We start from the raw sequence: 16,806 nt of genomic DNA, 5'->3' as shown, positions 1-16,806 counted from the left end.
GAATACCGGAACCGACGGATCGACTTGAACCTGAACGCGGCCACAGCCGGGCGCCTCGACTTCGGGTGTCCCGATCGGCTCGTCCCGAGGACGGCGCCGCGGCCGGTATCGCCAGACCCCAACAGAGAGGACAAGTTCGCATGACAGTCCCCACCATCACTCTCAACAACGGAATCACGATCCCGCAGTTGGGTTTCGGAGTTTTCCAGATTCCGCCGGAAGACACGCGGGAGGCGACTCTCACCGCGCTCGAGGTCGGGTACCGGCACATCGACACCGCTGAGATGTACGGCAACGAGAAGGGTGTCGGCGAAGCGGTCCGGGACTCCGGGATTCCTCGCGACGACATCTTCATCACCAGCAAGCTGAACAACGGCTTCCACGACCACGACGATGCGCTGAAGGCACTCGACGGCACCCTGGCCGACCTGGGCATCGAGCAGATCGACCTCTTCCTGATCCACTGGCCACTGCCCGAGGTGGGCGACTACGTCCAGACCTGGAAGGCCCTGGAGAAGGCCTACGCCGACGGGAAGGCGCGCGCCATCGGCGTGTCGAACTTCCACCAGGCTCACCTGCAGCGTCTGTTCGACGAGGCCGACATCGTGCCCGCGGTGAACCAGATCGAGGTGCATCCGTACCTGTCGCAGAACCCGTTGCGCGCGTTCAATTCCGAGCACGGGATCGCCACCGAGGCGTGGTCGCCGATCGCGCAGGGCAAGGTGACCGACGACCCGGTCATCACCGAGATCGCCCAGGCCAAGGGCCGTTCCCCGGCGCAGGTCACCCTGCGGTGGCACATCCAGCGCGGTGACATCGTCTTCCCGAAGTCGGTCACCCGCGCACGGGTCGAGGAGAACTTCGCCCTGTTCGACTTCGAACTCTCCGACGCCGAGGTCGCCCAGATCGACCGTCTGAACAGCGACGACCGCATCGGCCCCGACCCGGACACGTTCAACTACGTGCCGGAGTGACCTGACCCCCCGTCGACTGTGCACTGTTTTTCGTCGACTGTGCATCGTTTTCCGTTGACTGTGCACTGTTTTTCACTGACTGTGCGCGAATCCGTGCGGCAACTCCCGCTCCCTGAAGTGTGAGCGGCGCCCCCCTGCTCCCTGAGGTGCGAGCGGCGCCCCCCTGCTCCCTGAGGTGCGAGCGAAGCGAGCCTCGAAGGGTTCGGTGGCGTGACGTCGCCGCCCTTCGAGGCTCGTCGCTTTCGCTCCTCGCACCTCAGGGGGCGGGGAGGCTCGTCGCTTTCGCTCCTTGCACCTCAGGGGGCGGGGAGGGTCGTCGCCTTCGCGCGCCTGGACCGCGGGACACGGAAGATCAGGGAAGTGCTTCGGGCCGAGCGGGGTTCGTCAGCGAGGCACGCAACTGACTGAACCGGAAGAGCGCAGGCTCACCGACGACATCGGCGTACCGATCGATGACGGCACCGACGAAGTCGTCGACCGCGCTGTCCGGCAGTCGGCTTGTCCAGTCCGATGATCCGACCGCGAACCAGGCACGGAAGTCGGCAACCGAGTCGAACTGCCAGCGCAGGTCTTTCACCGACAGATCGTCGACGACGAATCCGGCGTCGGTTGCCAGTTCCCCGAATCGGACCGGTTCCACGTGAACGTACGGCGCGGTGAAACCGTCGAAGTAGCGCTGCCATTCCGCCTTCGCAGCGACCTCCATGGCCACCTCCTCGATGCTCGGTCGCTCTGTCGCACAAACCAACTGGAGTACCGCCCGGCCGCCGTCGACGAGACTCCGGACGATCCCGCGTAGCGCCGTGCCCTGCTCGTGCACCCAATGCAGTGCGTTGAACGACACCGCGATGTCGAAGTCGTCGTCGAAGGGCAGTGCCAGCACGTCGTCGACGTGGAACTGGACGCGCAGCAGATCCGGCGGGACCCGAAGCAGCGCGCGTTCGATCATCCGGCGCGAGGCGTCGACGCCCACAACCGAGCCCGACGGGAGCCGGTCGGCCAGCAGCATCGTGATGAACCCGTCGCCGCAACCGATGTCCAGCAGGCGTTCGGTTCCGGCGAGTTCCAGATCCCCGATCGATTCCTCGGCGACCATGCGCTGCAATGCGCTCACGTCCGCGTACCGCTCGCCGTCCCAATCGACCATCGCGCGCTCCTCGGTTGTCCTGACCTCCGGTCATTGTCCCCGGCGGCGGCAGTCGTCGCGCGGCTTCGGCGTTTCAGCCAGGCGAGTCCCAGCCGTCCTGGCGCGCAGGCTCCGACCCTCCTCCACAGACCCAGCCTCAGGCCAGCAAGCGCCACAGGCCGATCAGCCCGACGAGGACGATCACCGCGCGAAGCGCGGGCGGCGAGAGGCGGCGTCCGTAGCGGGCACCGATGAAGCCGCCGACAAGCGATCCGACCGCGATGGCCGCGGCGGCCGACCAGTCGATCCGGTCGAACGCGACGAGCGTGTACGTGACGGCGGCGACGACGTTCACGACCAGGGCGAGGAGGTTCTTCGCCGCATTCATGCGTTGCAGATGATCGGGCACCACCACGCCGAGGATGCCCATCAGCAGGATGCCCTGAGCAGCCGTGAAGTAGCCACCGTAGACGCCCACGGCGAAGGTCCCGACGATCATCGCGGTCATCCGTACGGGACCGAGGTGTTGTGGGGTGAGGTCACCGCCGGTGGACGAGCGGCGGCCCACCCATTTCTGGATGTAGGGCTGGGCGACGACCAGGATCAGTGCGGCGACGAGCAGAACCGGGACGACCGTCTCGAACACGGTCTCCGGGAGGTGGAGCAGAAGCCAGCAGCCGACGATCGCGCCGACGAACGACGCGGGTATCTGCCAGCGGAGGCGCGGCCACTGGCCCTCGAGTTCGCGCCGATATCCCCATGTGCCGGACACCCCGCCGGCCACCAGGCCGATCGCGTTGGACATCGTCGCGGTCACGGGCGGAACGCCGAACGCGACCAGCGTCGGGAACGTGATGAGGGTCCCGCTGCCGACGAGGGCGTTGATGGCGCCCGCCCCGACGCCGGCGACGAGTACGGCGACTAGTTCCCACATGGTCACAGAGTTCGAGGGTGCCCTCCAGCGACAGCGGTGGAGTCACCGGGGTGGTTTCGACGGGGCTCAGTGCGCGGTCGCGTCCTTCTTCCGACGCGGGATGACGTGCAGGATCGCCACGATGATCGCACCGACCACCAGGCCGACGACGGCGGAGAGCACGGTGCCGGCGGTCCAGGAGAGCACGGCGCCGAAGCCGCCGTGAACCAGCTCGCCGAACCAGTGCTCGACGTCGTGGAGCCGGTCCGCCGGCCAGTGGAAACCGGCTTCGCCCACGTTCACGATCAGGATGTGGCCGCCCACCCAGAGCATGGCGGCGATACCGACGACGGTCAGCGTCGACATGATCTTGGGCATCGCGCGGACCAGGCCGCGGCCGATCTTCTGCAGCGCTGTCGAGTCGCGCTGGGCCAGCGACAGGCCGACGTCGTCCATCTTCACGATGATCGCGACGACGCCGTAGACGAGGGCGGTGATCAAGAAGGCCACGACCACGAGTACGGCCAGGCGCGTCCAGAAGGGTTCGGACTCCACCGAGGACAGCGAGATGACCATGATCTCCGCCGACAGGATCAGATCGGTGCGGATCGCGCCGCTGACCATCGTCTTCTCGAACTCGGGACCGGCCTGACCGGCGGTCTGTTCCTCCTCGTGGTGGCCGCCGCCGATCGCCTCCCACACCTTTTCGGCGCCTTCGAAGCACAGGAACAACCCGCCCGCGATCAACAGGTAGGGCAGCGCGCCGGGAAGGAACTGACTCAGGATCATCGCAACCGGCAGGATGATGAGCAGCTTGTTGCGGATCGATCCGATGGCGATCTTCCGGACGATCGGAAGTTCACGGTCCGGACTGAACCCGTGGACATAGCGCGGCGTGACCGCGGTGTCGTCGACCACCACGCCCGCCGCCTTGACGCTGGCCTTGCCGGCCGCGGCGCCGATGTCGTCGAGAGATGCGGCGGCAGCCCGGGTGAGGGTCACGATGTCATCGAGCAAGGCGACGAGACCACTGGCCACGGGAACCTCCGGTTTCGAGGGAATGACTTCTCGAACAGTATGCCGAAACAGGTGCAGGTGACAGGGCGCGGCCGTCGGAGGTGTCCGTTTCGTCGGACCCCACGTGCGGCGCTCCGGACACCGGAGGGATCGCCGACCCGCCGGTGCGGTTCGGCGCATTCGTCCGTCGCGTCGTCGCTGACCTGCGGGGACCTCGTCGTCGAGTGGCGAAATCCACATGCCACGAGCGGGTCTCCGGACCGACACGCTCGCGTTGTCGAATGGCGTACACGGCGTGACGCAACGCCGCCGTTTCGCCACATGCCGAGGAGGCCTGATGAACGTCATCGAGAACGCCGTCGATGCCCTGCGCGCCGGTCGGCCGGTCCTGGTGACGGACGCCGCCGACCGCGAGAACGAGGGTGACGTCATCCTGGCCGCCGACCGCGTCACCACCGAGTGGACCGCGTGGACGGTACGCAACACCTCGGGTCTGGTGTGTGCGCCGATGACGTCGGAGCGAGCCGACATTCTCAAACTGCCACCGATGGTGACGAACAACGAGGACCCGAAGGCGACGGCCTACGCGGTGAGTGTCGATGCCGCGCAGGGTGTCTCGACGGGTATCTCCGCCGCCGACCGTGCCCGGACCCTGCGGACGCTGGCCGCGGCGGCCACCGGTCCGCGCGACCTCACCCGTCCGGGGCACATCCTGCCGCTCCGGGCCCGGCCCGGGGGTGTACTCGAACGTCCCGGTCACACCGAGGCCGCCGTCGATCTCTGCGCGCTCGCCGACATCGCGCCCGTCGGGGTCATCGCGGAACTCGTCGCCGACGACGGCTCGATGATGCGGTATCCGAAAGTGGCGGAGCTGGGTTCGCGTATGGGACTACCCGTGCTGACCATCGAGGAGCTCACCAACTACCGCCGGATCCACGACGCGCGGCGGTGGACGACGGTGCCCCGGGTACGCCGCGGCGCCGAGACCGTGTTGCCGACCCCGACCGGCGAACTCCGCGCGATCGGCTACCTCGACACCGAGACCGGCGCCGAGCACATCGCCCTCGTGAGCGACGGCGTAGACGGAGCGGGGCCGTCCGGCGACTCGGTCCTGGTCCGAGTCCACTCCGAGTGCCTCACCGGCGAGTCGTTCGCGTCGCAACGCTGCGAATGCGGCCCACAGCTCGACGCGGCGCTCGAGCGGATCTCTCGCGACGGGGGCGTCGTGGTGTATCTACGTGGCCACGAGGGTCGGGGCATCGGGCTCCTGAAGAAGCTGGCGGCATATCGGTTGCAGGACCAGGGTTTCGACACCGTCGAAGCGAACCTGGAACTCGACGAGCCGGTCGACGCCCGCGAATACGGCGCTGCAGCGGCCATTCTCGCGGACCTCGGCGTGTCACGCGCCCGGGTGATGACCAACAACCCGGACAAGGTCCGCGGGCTGACCGCCGCCGGGATCGAGGTCACCGCACGTGTGCCGCTCGTCGTCGGCGTGATGCCGGCGAACGTCCGCTACCTGGATGCCAAACGCCATCGGCTGGGGCATCTCATGGGAAGCGTGTCGTAGCGCGGTGGAGGCGCCCGCGCCGCCTTGAACGCCCCGGTGATACCGAATGAACCTCGACCCGGCCGACGGACTTCGATCGAAGTCCACCAGTCGAGTCGAGGTTCATCCGTCGGCCGGTGACCGGGTCACGCACTCAGCCGTGCGAACGCGGAGCGGTGGAACACGATGGGTTGCTTCGAGTGGTCGTTGGCTAGGCCGGTGACACGGAGGACGACGATGTCGTGGTCGCCTGCCACATGTGAACTCTCGACCGCGCACTCGAAGTGAACCGGAGCGTCGTCGAGAAGCAATGCGCCGCTGGGCAACACCGTGGTCTCGACCCCGGTGAAGCGCTGTGCCTTGTCCTTTGCCGACAGCTGTCGGATAACGTCGGTGTGGGCCTCGCCCAGCACGGATACACCCAGGGCGGGAAGTTCGCGAAGAGTGGGCCACGTCGTGGATGTCTGCTGGACGGCGAACATCACCAGCGGCGGGTCCTGGGACACGCCCACCGCGAACGATGACGCAACGAGGACGGTCGGTACCGAGTCCGACAGCGCGGCCAGCGCGACGACGCCGGTGGGGAAGGCGCCGAATGCCGTCCGGAGGTCGGCGGGTTGCAGGTCGGTGGCGGCGATCAGTGTGGTGCTCATCGGTCGGCCGCCGTAACCGGGGTGCTCGCCGACGCGAGCACGACCGAACCCCATCGGTCGATCCAGGGTGCGAAGGCGTCGGCGTCGTCGTGCAGCTTGTCCACGATGTACAGGCCCGCTGCGGGGACGGTCGCACCCAACTCGACGAGTACGGGCTTGAGCAGCAGCTCCGGAGCGAGGTAGTGGGCGGGGCCCGCACCGAGCATCAGCGGAACCGCGGTGACGTCTTGGAGACCGTCACTGGTGGAGAACTGGTCGAGGAACAACTTGAGCAGGCCGGTGTAGGTCGCCTTGAACGTCGGGGAGGCGACGACGACCAGGTCGCTCCCGGCGACGGTGTCGACGGCCTGCGACACGGACGGATCACCCCAACCAAGCAGTCCCGCACCTAGATTCACCACGTCGATCACGTGGTCGGGTGCCTTGCCGGTCAGGCTCGTCGCCAACAGTTCGGCGGCGGTCAGTGTCCTCGATGCAGGTTTCGGGTTTCCTGCCACCACGGAGACGATCACGGTGCTCCCCTTCGAATGTCACGTGAAATGCGTTCGAGTGCAGCGTGCTCGGGGGAGATTGCCGAACCGTCAATGGGTCATTTCACCCAGATTGCGCGAGCGGCCCCTCGGAGGTGTCCGCCGAGTGCTGCGGATTCGTGACCCCCGAGTGCGATTCCGATGTCGGCGGAGTCGAATCCGGCGTCGGACACCAGGTGACATCGGAGTTGTGGATGTGTGACTCGAAGCGGATCCGGTCGGCCCGGAAGCGGTCGAAGACGATCTCCAGAGGGGCGCCCTCGGCCGTCGTGTACAGGATCTCCCGCGACAGCAGGGTCTCCCCCGTCCGGACGTCGAGGAGGCGGGCGGTACGTTCATCGGCGCTCTCTGCGCCGATCGACACCGTGGCGCCCCCCGGCGCGACCCCGAAGAACTCGGCGAGGGTCCGCGCCATGGTGATGGGTTTGCCCCCCAGCATGTTGGGGTCGGCGTTGAACCGCGGGGAGAAGTATGCGCTACGCATCCCGATGATCTCTCCCCGGGCGATGAATGAGTTCTCGACCAACCGGACGACGTCGTCGTCGATACGAAGCCGCGACCGGATGAGTGGAAACGTGGGCACGATGCACTGGTCGGTCACCTGGATCTGGACCTGTTCGCCGCCCGTGTCAGAGATATCGGCTAGTGCCACACCGAGATCCCGCCGGTTGACGCGAGTGCCGACCCGCGGGCGTCGGATCACGACGCCGGCCTCGCTGAGGTCGTTCAGTGCGGCGCGGACCGACCCGCGGCTCGAGTTGAACATGATCATCAGATCTTCTTCGACCAGTTGCGCATCGATGTCGATCGTGCCGTTCCGGATCGAGGCGAGGACGAGATCGCGGACGCGGCGGGACGAGACCTGACGTCCGCGTGCGGACCCGCCGCGTGAGCGCGGATGGTGTGGTGGCGGTGCGGTCATGGCGAGTCACCTGCGATTCGATCAGAGGGTGGGTGAAGCCGATGACCAGTGATTCTAGGAGCTTTCTGCACGCTCGCATCTGCAAGTAGTCGGCGTCACATTCGGCGCAGAAAAGTCGAGGATCGGTTGCCACACCCGTTTGACCTGCATGAATGGGATCGCGGGCTCGTGTACGAACCCGCGCAATTGATCAGTCACGACTTGGCGCGGGTTCTGAAACAAACCGCCCCCACGATGAGTGCCAATCAGATCGAACTCCACAGGGAGGGGTCGAGTGACCATCCAATCCAGCAAAGTCGACGCCCGGCTCAGCCTCACCGTGCCCGGTGCGGGCGGGCCCGGCGTCTCGGCCTCCCACAACGGCCTCCCCGGGCGTCTGGCCGAATGGGCGTGGATCGGACGCGCCGCCGGTCGAGGCGTCGTCAATTTCCTGATCTTCGTGGTGGTGGCCTTCTTCCTGGTGCAGTTGATTCCCGGAGACCCCGTCGTGTCGGCGTCCGGTGGTCAGCTCAGCGCCGAGGGGGTGACACTCGCGCGTGAGAGCTACGGACTGAACGACCCTCTGCCGGTGCAGTTCTGGAGCTACCTGACCAATTTGTTCAGTCTGGATCTGGGTAGCTCGATCGCGACCGGGCGACCCGTCGCAGAGGACATGGCGACCAGGGTCCCGGCCACCCTCGAGTTGATCGCCTCTGGATTGTTCTTCGCCTGCGTGGTGAGCGTGCCGATGTCGTTTCTCATCGTGACCCGCCCGACGGGCCGGTTCGCCGCAGTGCTCCGCTCCTATGCGAGTTCAGCCGGCGCCATTCCCGAGTACGTCGTGGGAATCGTGTTCCTGTTCGTCTTCTTCGCGACCCTGGCGTGGGTGCCCGCCCCGTCGGGTCGTCTCGATCCGATCCTCATGCCACCACCGCAGGTGACCGGGTTCCCGATCGTCGACGCGCTCTTGGCGGGGGACAACGCCGCTGCCAGTTCGTATGCGGCACATCTGATCCTCCCCGTCACCGTCATGGTGGTCGCCCATTCGGCGATCCTCGTCAAGTCGTTGATCCTCGCGCTCGACACCGAGATCGACAGCCCTGCCACGCGATTCCGCATTGCGTCCGGGGCGCCCCGGCGTGTGGTGATCATGAGTGTCTATCGTCGAGCACTTCCCTCGGCGGTGGCAATGCTGGGCATGATCTTCGGTCTGCTGCTCGGCGGGGCGGTGGTGCTCGAGTCTCTCTTCGGCCTGGGGGGCTTGGGACAGTATGCCGTCGACTCGGTCCGTACCTCGGACGTCTACGCGCTCAGATCCTTTCTGGTGGTCGTCGCCGCGCTATGTCTGATCGTCTACTTCATCACCGAGGTGGCCACCGGCCTTCTCGATCCCCGTCGCCGTGACACACGAGATCTGGAGGTCTGACATGCTCGTCACGCCCGCACCCGGTGCCGCGGTGCCGACCGCCGCCGACATCGACCCCGGAGACATCGATGCCGCCGACATCGACACCTCGGCCACCGGCGGGTCCGTCCCTTCGAAGGTCGGCCCACGCAACCGCGTACGCGAGTACGCACCCCTGATCCCGTTCGCGATCGTGTTGTTACTGGCGGTTCTCGGCCCGCTGCTGGCTCCGCAGTCGGCGACGATGGTCGTCGGCACCCCGTCGACACCACCCTCGTCGGACCACTGGTTCGGCACGGACGCCAACGGTTTCGATGTGCTGTCGCGCACCCTCACCGCGTTCCGGCTCGACATTCTCATCGCCGTCGCGGTCACCGCGCTCGCCACCGTCGCCGGCATCGCGATCGGATCGTTGGCCGGCATGTACGGGTCGCGTCGCGGTGCCCTCGGTTTCGTCGCGGCAGCACTCGGTCGCACCATCGATCTCGTGCAGTCGATGCCGGTGATGATCGGCGGATTGGTGATCGTGTCTTTCTTCGGCCGCAACTCGGTGGTGATCGCGCTCGCACTGGCCTTGGTGGTCATGCCGTTCCAAGGACGCCTGATGCGCAGCGAGGTGCTGCGCACCCGTGGCGACGGATTCGTCACCGCCGCACGGATGAGCGGTGAGTCCGAGGCCCGTGTCCTGGTTCGTCACGTGATCCCGAATTCCTGTGCGCCGGTGCTGGAGAACGCGTCGGCCATCTTCGGCATGGCGATCATCTTCTGCGCCGGTCTCGGCTTCCTGGGGGTCGGTATCCCGACCCCCGCGGCGGAATGGGGCAACATGCTCGCCGCCGGCGCCTCGGATGCAGCGGTCGGGCGCTGGTGGCCTGCTCTCTTTCCCGTTGTCGCCCTAGCAGTCTCGGTGTGGTCGGCCTCTAAGGTGGCGACCTTCGTCGCCCGTCGCCGTCGCACCTGAGTCATCCGCCGCTGTCCACCATTTCCAACCCTGTCATGCCCCCTTCAGAACGGAGATCTCGATCCTCATGAGACGCCTATCCACTCTGCTGAGCGGTACCGCCGTCGCTCTGGCGGCGACGTTGACGCTGGCCGCCTGCGGCGGCGGATCGTCATCCGATTCCGCGTCCGGTGGTGTCGTCATCGTCACCGCCGCCCAGCCGCCGAGTTTCAGCTACGAGACCAGTGCCACCGGCTACGAGGCCGCGGAGTTCTTCGTGAACACCGGAGCGACGCTGATCCGTAATCCGTACGTCGCGGGCGAGGACGGCCTGGCCGCGCACCAGGAGCTGTTCGAGTTCACCCCTCGTCTCGCGCAGAGCTATGAGGTCAGCCCCGACGGCAAGACCTTCACCTTCCGTCTGAACACCGAGGCGAGAAGTGCTTCGGGAAACACGCTCGACGCCGATGACGTGATCTTCACGATGAAGCGAAAGTTCGACGTGGAGACGAGCATCGTGCCGTTCATCAGCGCACCGGTTATCACCTCGCCGGACCAGTTCCAGAAGGTCGACGACGCCACCGTCACGGTGTCGATCCCCGACGCCGGATACGGGTTCACACTGCTCTCGCTGCTGTCGAACTCGCCGTACTCGATCTACGACTCGGACGTCTTGCAGGCGGCCGCGACGCCGGATGACCCGTATGGGGTCGAGCACTCGAAGACCAACGCCGACTACGGATTCGGTGCGTACAAGCTGGTCAGCTACACACCCGGGCAGCAAATGGTCTACGAGGCCAACCCCGGGTACGCGCTCGGCGAACCCGCGGTCAAGCGGATCGTCCAGCGGGTGGTCGCCGACGCCGGTCAGCGATCCAACCTCGTCCGCAGCGGCGATGCATCGATCGCGACGCAGTTGCGCCCGGCGGACCAGGTGGCGTTGCGAGACGCCGACGCGGCACAGATCTTCACCGTCCCGAGCAACGCATACGTCTACGTCCCGCTCACCACGACGATGGCGCCGTTCGACAACGTCGAGGTCCGGCGGGCCTTCTCCCACGCGGTGCCTTATGACGCGATCATGAAGGACGTCTACAAGGGTCGGCTCGGCCCGATCTCGTCGATCCTGAACGACACACTGCCGGAGTACAATGACAGCGGTCTCGAGGCCAACACCACCGATCCGAACCGATCCCTCGAGATCCTGCGCAACGCCGGGATCACCACCCCGGTCCGGTTCGAGCTCACGGTGAACAGCGCGGTCCCCGACCTCAGGGAGACCGCCGTGCAGATCCAGACCGCCGCGCGTGCCGCGGGTTTCGAGATCACCATCAACGAGGTGAACTCGGCGGCCTTCCAGGAAGGTCTGGCGAACAAGACGTTCCAGGCGTCGATGGGCCGCGACTACGCGGTGATCCAGTCCCCGCCCTATGTGTTGTCGCTGTTCTACACCCCGGGGTCGCCGATCAACTGGCCCGACTTCGACTATCCGCCGATGAATGCGGCGGTGGCCGCGGGCAACGCCGCTGGTGACCCGCTCAGCCCACCCGCATGGACCCGGTGGAACGAGGCCGAGCGAATCCTGCAAGACCAGATGCCGACGGTGTACATCGGATATGTCCAGCCACTCAACGCCTTTGCGAACGGAATGCAGGGTTACGCATTCCGCACCGACAGTGTGATCGACTACTCGGAGCTGAGGTCATGAGCGGCCCCGTGCTCGAGGTGGCCGACCTGACGATCCGCTACGGCGGAGTGGAGAAGGTCCATCCGAGTTCGTTCACGGTCGGTTCGCGTGAACGCGTCGCGATCGTGGGGGAATCCGGTTCAGGGAAGACGAGTGTCGCCAACGCCCTGGGTGGGTTCGTCCCGCCCGGTGTCGGTGAGGTGGCCGCCACCACGATGTCACTGTCCGGCCGGCCGCTGCTCGACGCCGAGCCGCGACGGATTCCCCGCCGGCGAGAGGGCATCTCGATGATCTTCCAGGACGCGATGAGCTCACTGGACCCGATCTGGTCGGTGGGCAGCCAGCTGACCGCGGTGCTGCCGGTGGCCGATTCGGGGGCACGTCGGTTCGGGTCCCGACGGGCGCGTGCCGCCGCTGCGGAGGAGCGCCTCGGGCAGGTCGGGATCTCCGACCCCGGCCGGGTGATGTCGTCGCTACCCGGTCAGCTCTCGGGTGGCATGCGTCAACGCGTCATGATGGCCATCGCCCTCGCCTCCGAACCCGAGTTGCTCATCGCCGACGAGCCGACCAGCGCACTCGACGCTTCGCTCTCGGTGGCGGTGATGGAACTGATGACCGGGCTGACTCTCGACAACGGGGCGTCCCTGGTGTTCATCACGCACGACATCGCGCTCGCTCGGCGGTTCGCCGACAAGATCCTGGTGATGCGCGATGGTCATATCGTCGAGACCGTTTCGGCGCGGGACCTCGACCGTGCCACCCACCCCTACACCCGCGGGCTCCTCGAGTGCATGCCGACCCTCGGTTCCGCCCAAGCGGACCGCCTGCCCACGCTGGACACGGTGATGCTCGAGGAGAGTGCGGCATGAGCACCATCATCGAGGTCGTCGACGTGCACAAGAACTACGGACGCAAGGTCACTGCGGTCGGTGGCGTGACCACGACGCTCGAAGGCGGGTGCGCTGTCGGCATCGTGGGTGAGAGTGGTTCGGGCAAGTCGACTCTCGGAAAGATGATCGTGGGACTCGCTGCACCCAGTTCCGGCCAGATTCTCGTGGATGGACGGGATCTGACCAGGATGCTCGAGCGGCGGCCCGGGCGGATGGAGTACCGCCGGAAGGTCCAGCTCGTTGCGCAGGACACCACCACGACATTCGATCCGCGGCGAGTCGTGCGGGAGGCCATCCGCAGACCGGCGCAGATCCTCGGCGGGATGGACCGGGTGGGCGCCGACGACGCCGTCGATGCGATCGTCGCCGAGCTCGGGATCGATCCGGAACTCGTCGACCGGTTGCCCCATCAGTTGTCCGGCGGCCAACGGCAACGTCTCTCGATCGCCCGTGCCCTGGTGGTCCATCCCGACATCCTGGTGTGCGACGAGGCGGTCAGTGCACTCGATGTGTCGGCACAGGCCGTGGTGCTCAACCTGCTCAAGAGTTACGTCCAGACGCATTCGCTCGGCTTGGTGTTCATCTCTCACGGTCTGCCGGCGACCGCGTTCATCACCGACGACCTGATGGTGATGCACAAGGGCAGGGTCGTCGAAGCCGGTGAGACGACATCGATCCTCGGCAAGCCGTCGGATGCCTACACCAAGACGCTCGTCGCGGCCTACCGGGAACTGGAGGATGTCGCGTGACCGGACGTTCGCCCCGGCCCGTCGGACGCGTTCGCCTGCAACAGCTCTCATCCAAACCCGCACATCCTTCCGCACGACTGCGGAACGCAGACACTCACAAGCAAGGAGATTGAACATGTTCCATATGGGTTGGTTTCTCGGCGACGGCTTCGGCATCCATCCGTGGAGTCCGACGAACGGCGACGGACCGTGGACCGGTACCAACGCCACGGATTGGATGAAGCCGGGGATCTACGTGGACATGGCCACGAGTCTCGAGCGCGCCGGGTTCGACTACATCCTGATCGAGGACACGTCGATGGTCGAGGACTCCTACAACCAGTCCTCCGAGACCTCGCTGCGACGGGGGTTCATGGCACCGAAGAACGATCCGCTACCGCTCGTGCCGTTGATGACCCAGGTGACCGATCACATCGGAATCGTGCCGACGGTGTCGACGATCCAGTATCCGCCGTTCCTTGCCGCGCGCGCCTTCACCACCCTCGACCATCTCACCGAAGGGCGCGTGGGGATGAACGTGGTCACCAGCGTCACCGACCGGGTGGCCCAGAACTTTGGCTACGAACGACATCTCGAGCACGACGAGCGCTACGACATGGCGATGGAATGGATCGACGTCGTCAAGGCGCTGCAGAACTCGTGGGAGGACGGCGCGGTCATCGCCGACCCGATCGCGGGTGTGTACGCCGACCACACCAAGGTGAACCCGATCGAGTTCGTGGGCAAGTACTTCAAGTGCCGCGGGCCGCTGAACACCATTCCGGGACCGCAGCGCACAGTCCCGGTGTGCTCCGCGGGTAGTTCGGAGATGGGCCGGGTGCTCGCCGCCCGGTACGACGACACCCAGATCGCCATCGTCAAGGACGCCGCCGCGGCGAAGACCTATCGCGCGGGCATGCGTGCCCGAATCGCCGCCGCCGGACGCGATCCCGACGACGTGAAGTTCCTCTTCATCGCCACGCCGACCATCGCCGCGACCGACGCCGAGGCCCAGGCGAACTACGAAGCGGCCCAGGCGTTCCGCTCGTCGGACAAGGCCATCGAGTACAACCTGTGGAACATGTCCTACACATCCGGCGGCCGGATCGACTTCGGCGCGATCCATCCGGACACCCTCGTCGGCGACATCGATCTCTCCAAGCAGAACGGCGAGTTCACCTCCATCGCCGGCCTGTTCGACGGCCATGAGGACAAGACTCTCCGGGAGGTCGTGTCGAAGAGTTTCCAGGTCAAGGACATGGGCCTCATCGGATCGCCCGCGACGGTCGCAGCGAAGATGGGGGAGATCATGGACGAGGCGGGCGGCGACGGGTTCCTCTTCTACCTGCCGACCACCCGGATGAACCTCGCCATGGTCTCCGACGGTCTCGCACCCGAACTGCGCCGGCGGGGTCTCATCCGCGAGGAGTACACCGGATCGACCCTGAAGGAGAACCTCACCGCATTCTGACCCGGCACCACCCCGACAGGCCGCCCCGCGCACCGAGCGAGGCGGCCTATCGGCGCGTCCGGGTACTGGTGATCACCGGTATCGACCTACGTCACCGATCTGATGACGTAGGTTGTCAGAGTTGGTAGTGTCTCGCCACGAGATCGCCGTTTCGGCTGACCCGCATCGGGGCCGCCTCATGGTGACCTCCGTGCGAATGCGGTGAGCAGCACTGTGCACAAACAGATTTGGTCGAAACGGACATCGGCCGGTGGGGTCGGCAATATCCTTCACCTGTATCGCGACTGGTGACGAGGGTGACCAGAGGTGCGTCGAGCGCGCAGCCGACCCGAACAGGATGACAACGCGGCTCAGCCGCGAAAGGTGGGGTGGACATGGTCTCGGTGACCGGTGCAGTCGGCACGGTGGTCGAATCGGCGCAGGACGCGTTCGGCGCGTTCAAGGTCCTGCGGCGGTCGGGCCTGGTGGATCCGACGCGGCCCAAGGAACTGCTGACCACGATCAAGCGCGCCAAGATCATCGGTCCGTGCGCAGCGGCGGTGGCGCACGGAGCCGACGAGTACCCCGAGGCCGGGGCGGTCGCCGACGAACACGGCGAGCTGACCTTCGGTGAACTGAACGCACACGCGAACGCACTCGCCAATTTCTTGCTGTCGTCCGGGATCAAACCGGGGTCGGTCATCGGCGTGATCGCGCGGGACCATCGAGGCCTGTTGACCACCATGAGTGCCGCGGGCAAGGCCGGATTCCGCCTCGCGATGATGAACACCGGCTTCGGCAAGACGCAGTTCGCCGAGGTCGCCGAGCGCGAGAAGATCGTCGCGATGCTCTACGACGAGGAGTTCACGGACCTCGCCGACACCCTGCCCGCCGACACCCTGCGCATCGTCACGTGGGTCGACGGCAACCGCCCGACCGGCGACGGCGTCCGGACCCTCGACGACATCGTCGACAGCGGCGACTCGTCCACCCCGCCCGAGCCGGCGGAGTGGGGTGGGCTCGTCATCCTCACCAGCGGTACCACGGGGCTGCCCAAGGGCGCCCAGCGTTCCAAGATGTCTCCGTTCGCCAGTGCCCTTCTCCTGGACCGCATTCCGTTGCCCCAACGCAGTGCCATGGTGATCGTCTCACCGATCTTCCACTCGACCGGCTTCGCGCTCTGGGGTGTGGGGACCGCGCTGGGCAACAAGACCGTGGTGATGCGCCGGTTCGACGCCGAGAAGACGCTGGCAGCGATCTCCGAGCACAAGGCGGAGGTGTTGGTGGCGGTCCCGACCATGCTGCACCGCATGGTCGCTCTCGGACCCGAGGTCATCGGCAAATACGACGTGTCGTCGCTGAAGATCATCGTGCTTGCGGGTTCCGCACTGTCGCCGACCCTTTCGGAGGCGGTGCAGGACACCTTCGGTGACGTGCTCTACAACCTGTACGGTTCGACCGAGGTGGCGATCGCCACGGTCGCCCAGCCGAAAGAGCTGCGCCTGGCGCCGGGCACGGTGGGTCGTGCGCCGGTCACCAGCCGACTGGCGCTCTTCGACGACGACGGCAAGCGGATCTCCGGAACCAACGTGCGCGGAAGGCTGTTCGTGCGCAACGGCGCCCCGTTCGAGGGGTACACCGACGGCCGCAACAAGGAGGTCATCGACGGGTACATGTCCACCGGCGACATGGCCCGGTTCGACGAGCACGGACTCCTCCACATCGACGGCCGCGACGACGACATGATCGTCTCCGGCGGCGAGAACGTCTATCCGCTCGAGGTGGAGAACCTCCTCGGCCGACATCCCGACATCGACGACGTCGCGGTGATCGGCGTCGACGACGACGAATACGGAAAGCGGTTGCGCGCCTTCATCGTCACGGCCGAACACGCCAATCCGACGCCCGAGGACATCAAGGCGCACGTCAAGGGTCACCTGGCTCGCTACAAGGTGCCGCGCGACGTCGTCTTCGTCGACGAACTGCCACGCAACCCCACCGGCAAGCTGGTCCGCCGGCACCTGCCGACCGGGCCGCTCTGAC

15 protein-coding genes are annotated in these 16,806 nt (G+C 66.3%); 9 read left to right on the top strand and 6 right to left on the bottom strand.

What is annotated here, in order from left to right:
* The first annotated feature begins 140 nt into the window (after positions 1–140).
* Complete coding sequence (locus AC3B6C_RS06205) at positions 141–974, top strand: aldo/keto reductase (protein ID WP_010844606.1); 834 nt, start codon at positions 141–143, stop codon at positions 972–974.
* 352 nt (positions 975–1,326) lie between these two features.
* Here the strand turns inward: AC3B6C_RS06205 and AC3B6C_RS06200 are convergent, their stop codons facing one another.
* From AC3B6C_RS06200 to AC3B6C_RS06190, 3 genes are all read right to left on the bottom strand, one after another.
* The gene (locus tag AC3B6C_RS06200) at positions 1,327–2,121 is read right to left on the bottom strand and encodes a class I SAM-dependent methyltransferase (protein WP_488375394.1); all 795 of its coding nucleotides are present in this window, start codon (positions 2,119–2,121) and stop codon (positions 1,327–1,329) included.
* A 136-nt stretch (positions 2,122–2,257) separates the two neighbouring features.
* Positions 2,258–3,040 carry a sulfite exporter TauE/SafE family protein gene (locus AC3B6C_RS06195; RefSeq protein WP_010844926.1) on the bottom strand — a complete coding sequence of 261 codons (783 nt, stop codon included), beginning with the start codon at positions 3,038–3,040 and terminating at the stop codon, positions 2,258–2,260.
* Between the two features lie 60 nt (positions 3,041–3,100).
* The gene (locus tag AC3B6C_RS06190; RefSeq protein WP_010844927.1) at positions 3,101–4,051 is read right to left on the bottom strand and encodes a DUF808 domain-containing protein; all 951 of its coding nucleotides are present in this window, start codon (positions 4,049–4,051) and stop codon (positions 3,101–3,103) included.
* Positions 4,052–4,367: 316 nt separating this feature from the next.
* On the opposite strand from AC3B6C_RS06190, the gene ribB reads away from it, so the two are divergent.
* Complete coding sequence (gene ribB, locus AC3B6C_RS06185; protein WP_488375392.1) at positions 4,368–5,600, top strand: 3,4-dihydroxy-2-butanone-4-phosphate synthase; 1,233 nt, start codon at positions 4,368–4,370, stop codon at positions 5,598–5,600.
* A gap of 125 nt (positions 5,601–5,725) precedes the next feature.
* On the opposite strand, the gene AC3B6C_RS06180 is transcribed toward ribB, so the two are convergent.
* From AC3B6C_RS06180 to AC3B6C_RS06170, 3 genes are all read right to left on the bottom strand, one after another.
* The gene (locus tag AC3B6C_RS06180) at positions 5,726–6,232 is read right to left on the bottom strand and encodes a flavin reductase family protein (RefSeq protein ID WP_488375390.1); all 507 of its coding nucleotides are present in this window, start codon (positions 6,230–6,232) and stop codon (positions 5,726–5,728) included.
* Positions 6,229–6,744 carry an NADPH-dependent FMN reductase gene (locus AC3B6C_RS06175; protein WP_488375388.1) on the bottom strand — a complete coding sequence of 172 codons (516 nt, stop codon included), beginning with the start codon at positions 6,742–6,744 and terminating at the stop codon, positions 6,229–6,231. Before AC3B6C_RS06175 ends, AC3B6C_RS06180 begins: the two co-directional genes overlap by 4 nt.
* An 82-nt stretch (positions 6,745–6,826) precedes the next feature.
* Positions 6,827–7,684, bottom strand: a complete 858-nt coding sequence (locus AC3B6C_RS06170; RefSeq protein ID WP_488375387.1) for a GntR family transcriptional regulator — start codon at positions 7,682–7,684, stop codon at positions 6,827–6,829.
* A gap of 274 nt (positions 7,685–7,958) precedes the next feature.
* On the opposite strand from AC3B6C_RS06170, the gene AC3B6C_RS06165 reads away from it, so the two are divergent.
* The 7 genes from AC3B6C_RS06165 (at position 7,959) to AC3B6C_RS06135 (ending at position 16,805) form a co-directional block, all read left to right on the top strand.
* A complete protein-coding gene (locus AC3B6C_RS06165) occupies positions 7,959–9,089 on the top strand; it encodes an ABC transporter permease (RefSeq protein WP_488375385.1) in 1,131 nt (376 codons plus the stop codon).
* A gap of 1 nt (position 9,090) precedes the next feature.
* Entirely contained in the window at positions 9,091–10,029 is a 939-nt protein-coding gene (locus AC3B6C_RS06160) for an ABC transporter permease (RefSeq protein WP_488375383.1), read from the top strand.
* 67 nt (positions 10,030–10,096) lie between these two features.
* Positions 10,097–11,716, top strand: coding sequence for an ABC transporter substrate-binding protein (locus AC3B6C_RS06155; protein ID WP_488375381.1), 1,620 nt, complete (start codon positions 10,097–10,099; stop codon positions 11,714–11,716).
* Positions 11,713–12,564, top strand: a complete 852-nt coding sequence (locus AC3B6C_RS06150) for an ATP-binding cassette domain-containing protein (RefSeq protein WP_488375380.1) — start codon at positions 11,713–11,715, stop codon at positions 12,562–12,564. The genes AC3B6C_RS06155 and AC3B6C_RS06150 overlap by 4 nt, the downstream gene beginning before the upstream one ends.
* On the top strand, positions 12,561–13,334 hold the full coding sequence (locus AC3B6C_RS06145; protein WP_488375379.1) for an ABC transporter ATP-binding protein: 774 nt from the start codon (positions 12,561–12,563) through the stop codon (positions 13,332–13,334). The genes AC3B6C_RS06150 and AC3B6C_RS06145 overlap by 4 nt, the downstream gene beginning before the upstream one ends.
* A gap of 115 nt (positions 13,335–13,449) precedes the next feature.
* On the top strand, positions 13,450–14,784 hold the full coding sequence (locus AC3B6C_RS06140) for an NtaA/DmoA family FMN-dependent monooxygenase (protein WP_488375377.1): 1,335 nt from the start codon (positions 13,450–13,452) through the stop codon (positions 14,782–14,784).
* Between the two features lie 374 nt (positions 14,785–15,158).
* Positions 15,159–16,805 (top strand): acyl-CoA synthetase, encoded by a 1,647-nt coding sequence (locus AC3B6C_RS06135; protein WP_488375376.1) that lies wholly within the window; start codon positions 15,159–15,161, stop codon positions 16,803–16,805.
* Position 16,806 lies beyond the last annotated feature (1 nt).

The organism is Gordonia sp. 11cp, from assembly GCF_057767225.1.
This window is presented reverse-complemented; position numbering and strand designations above follow the sequence as displayed.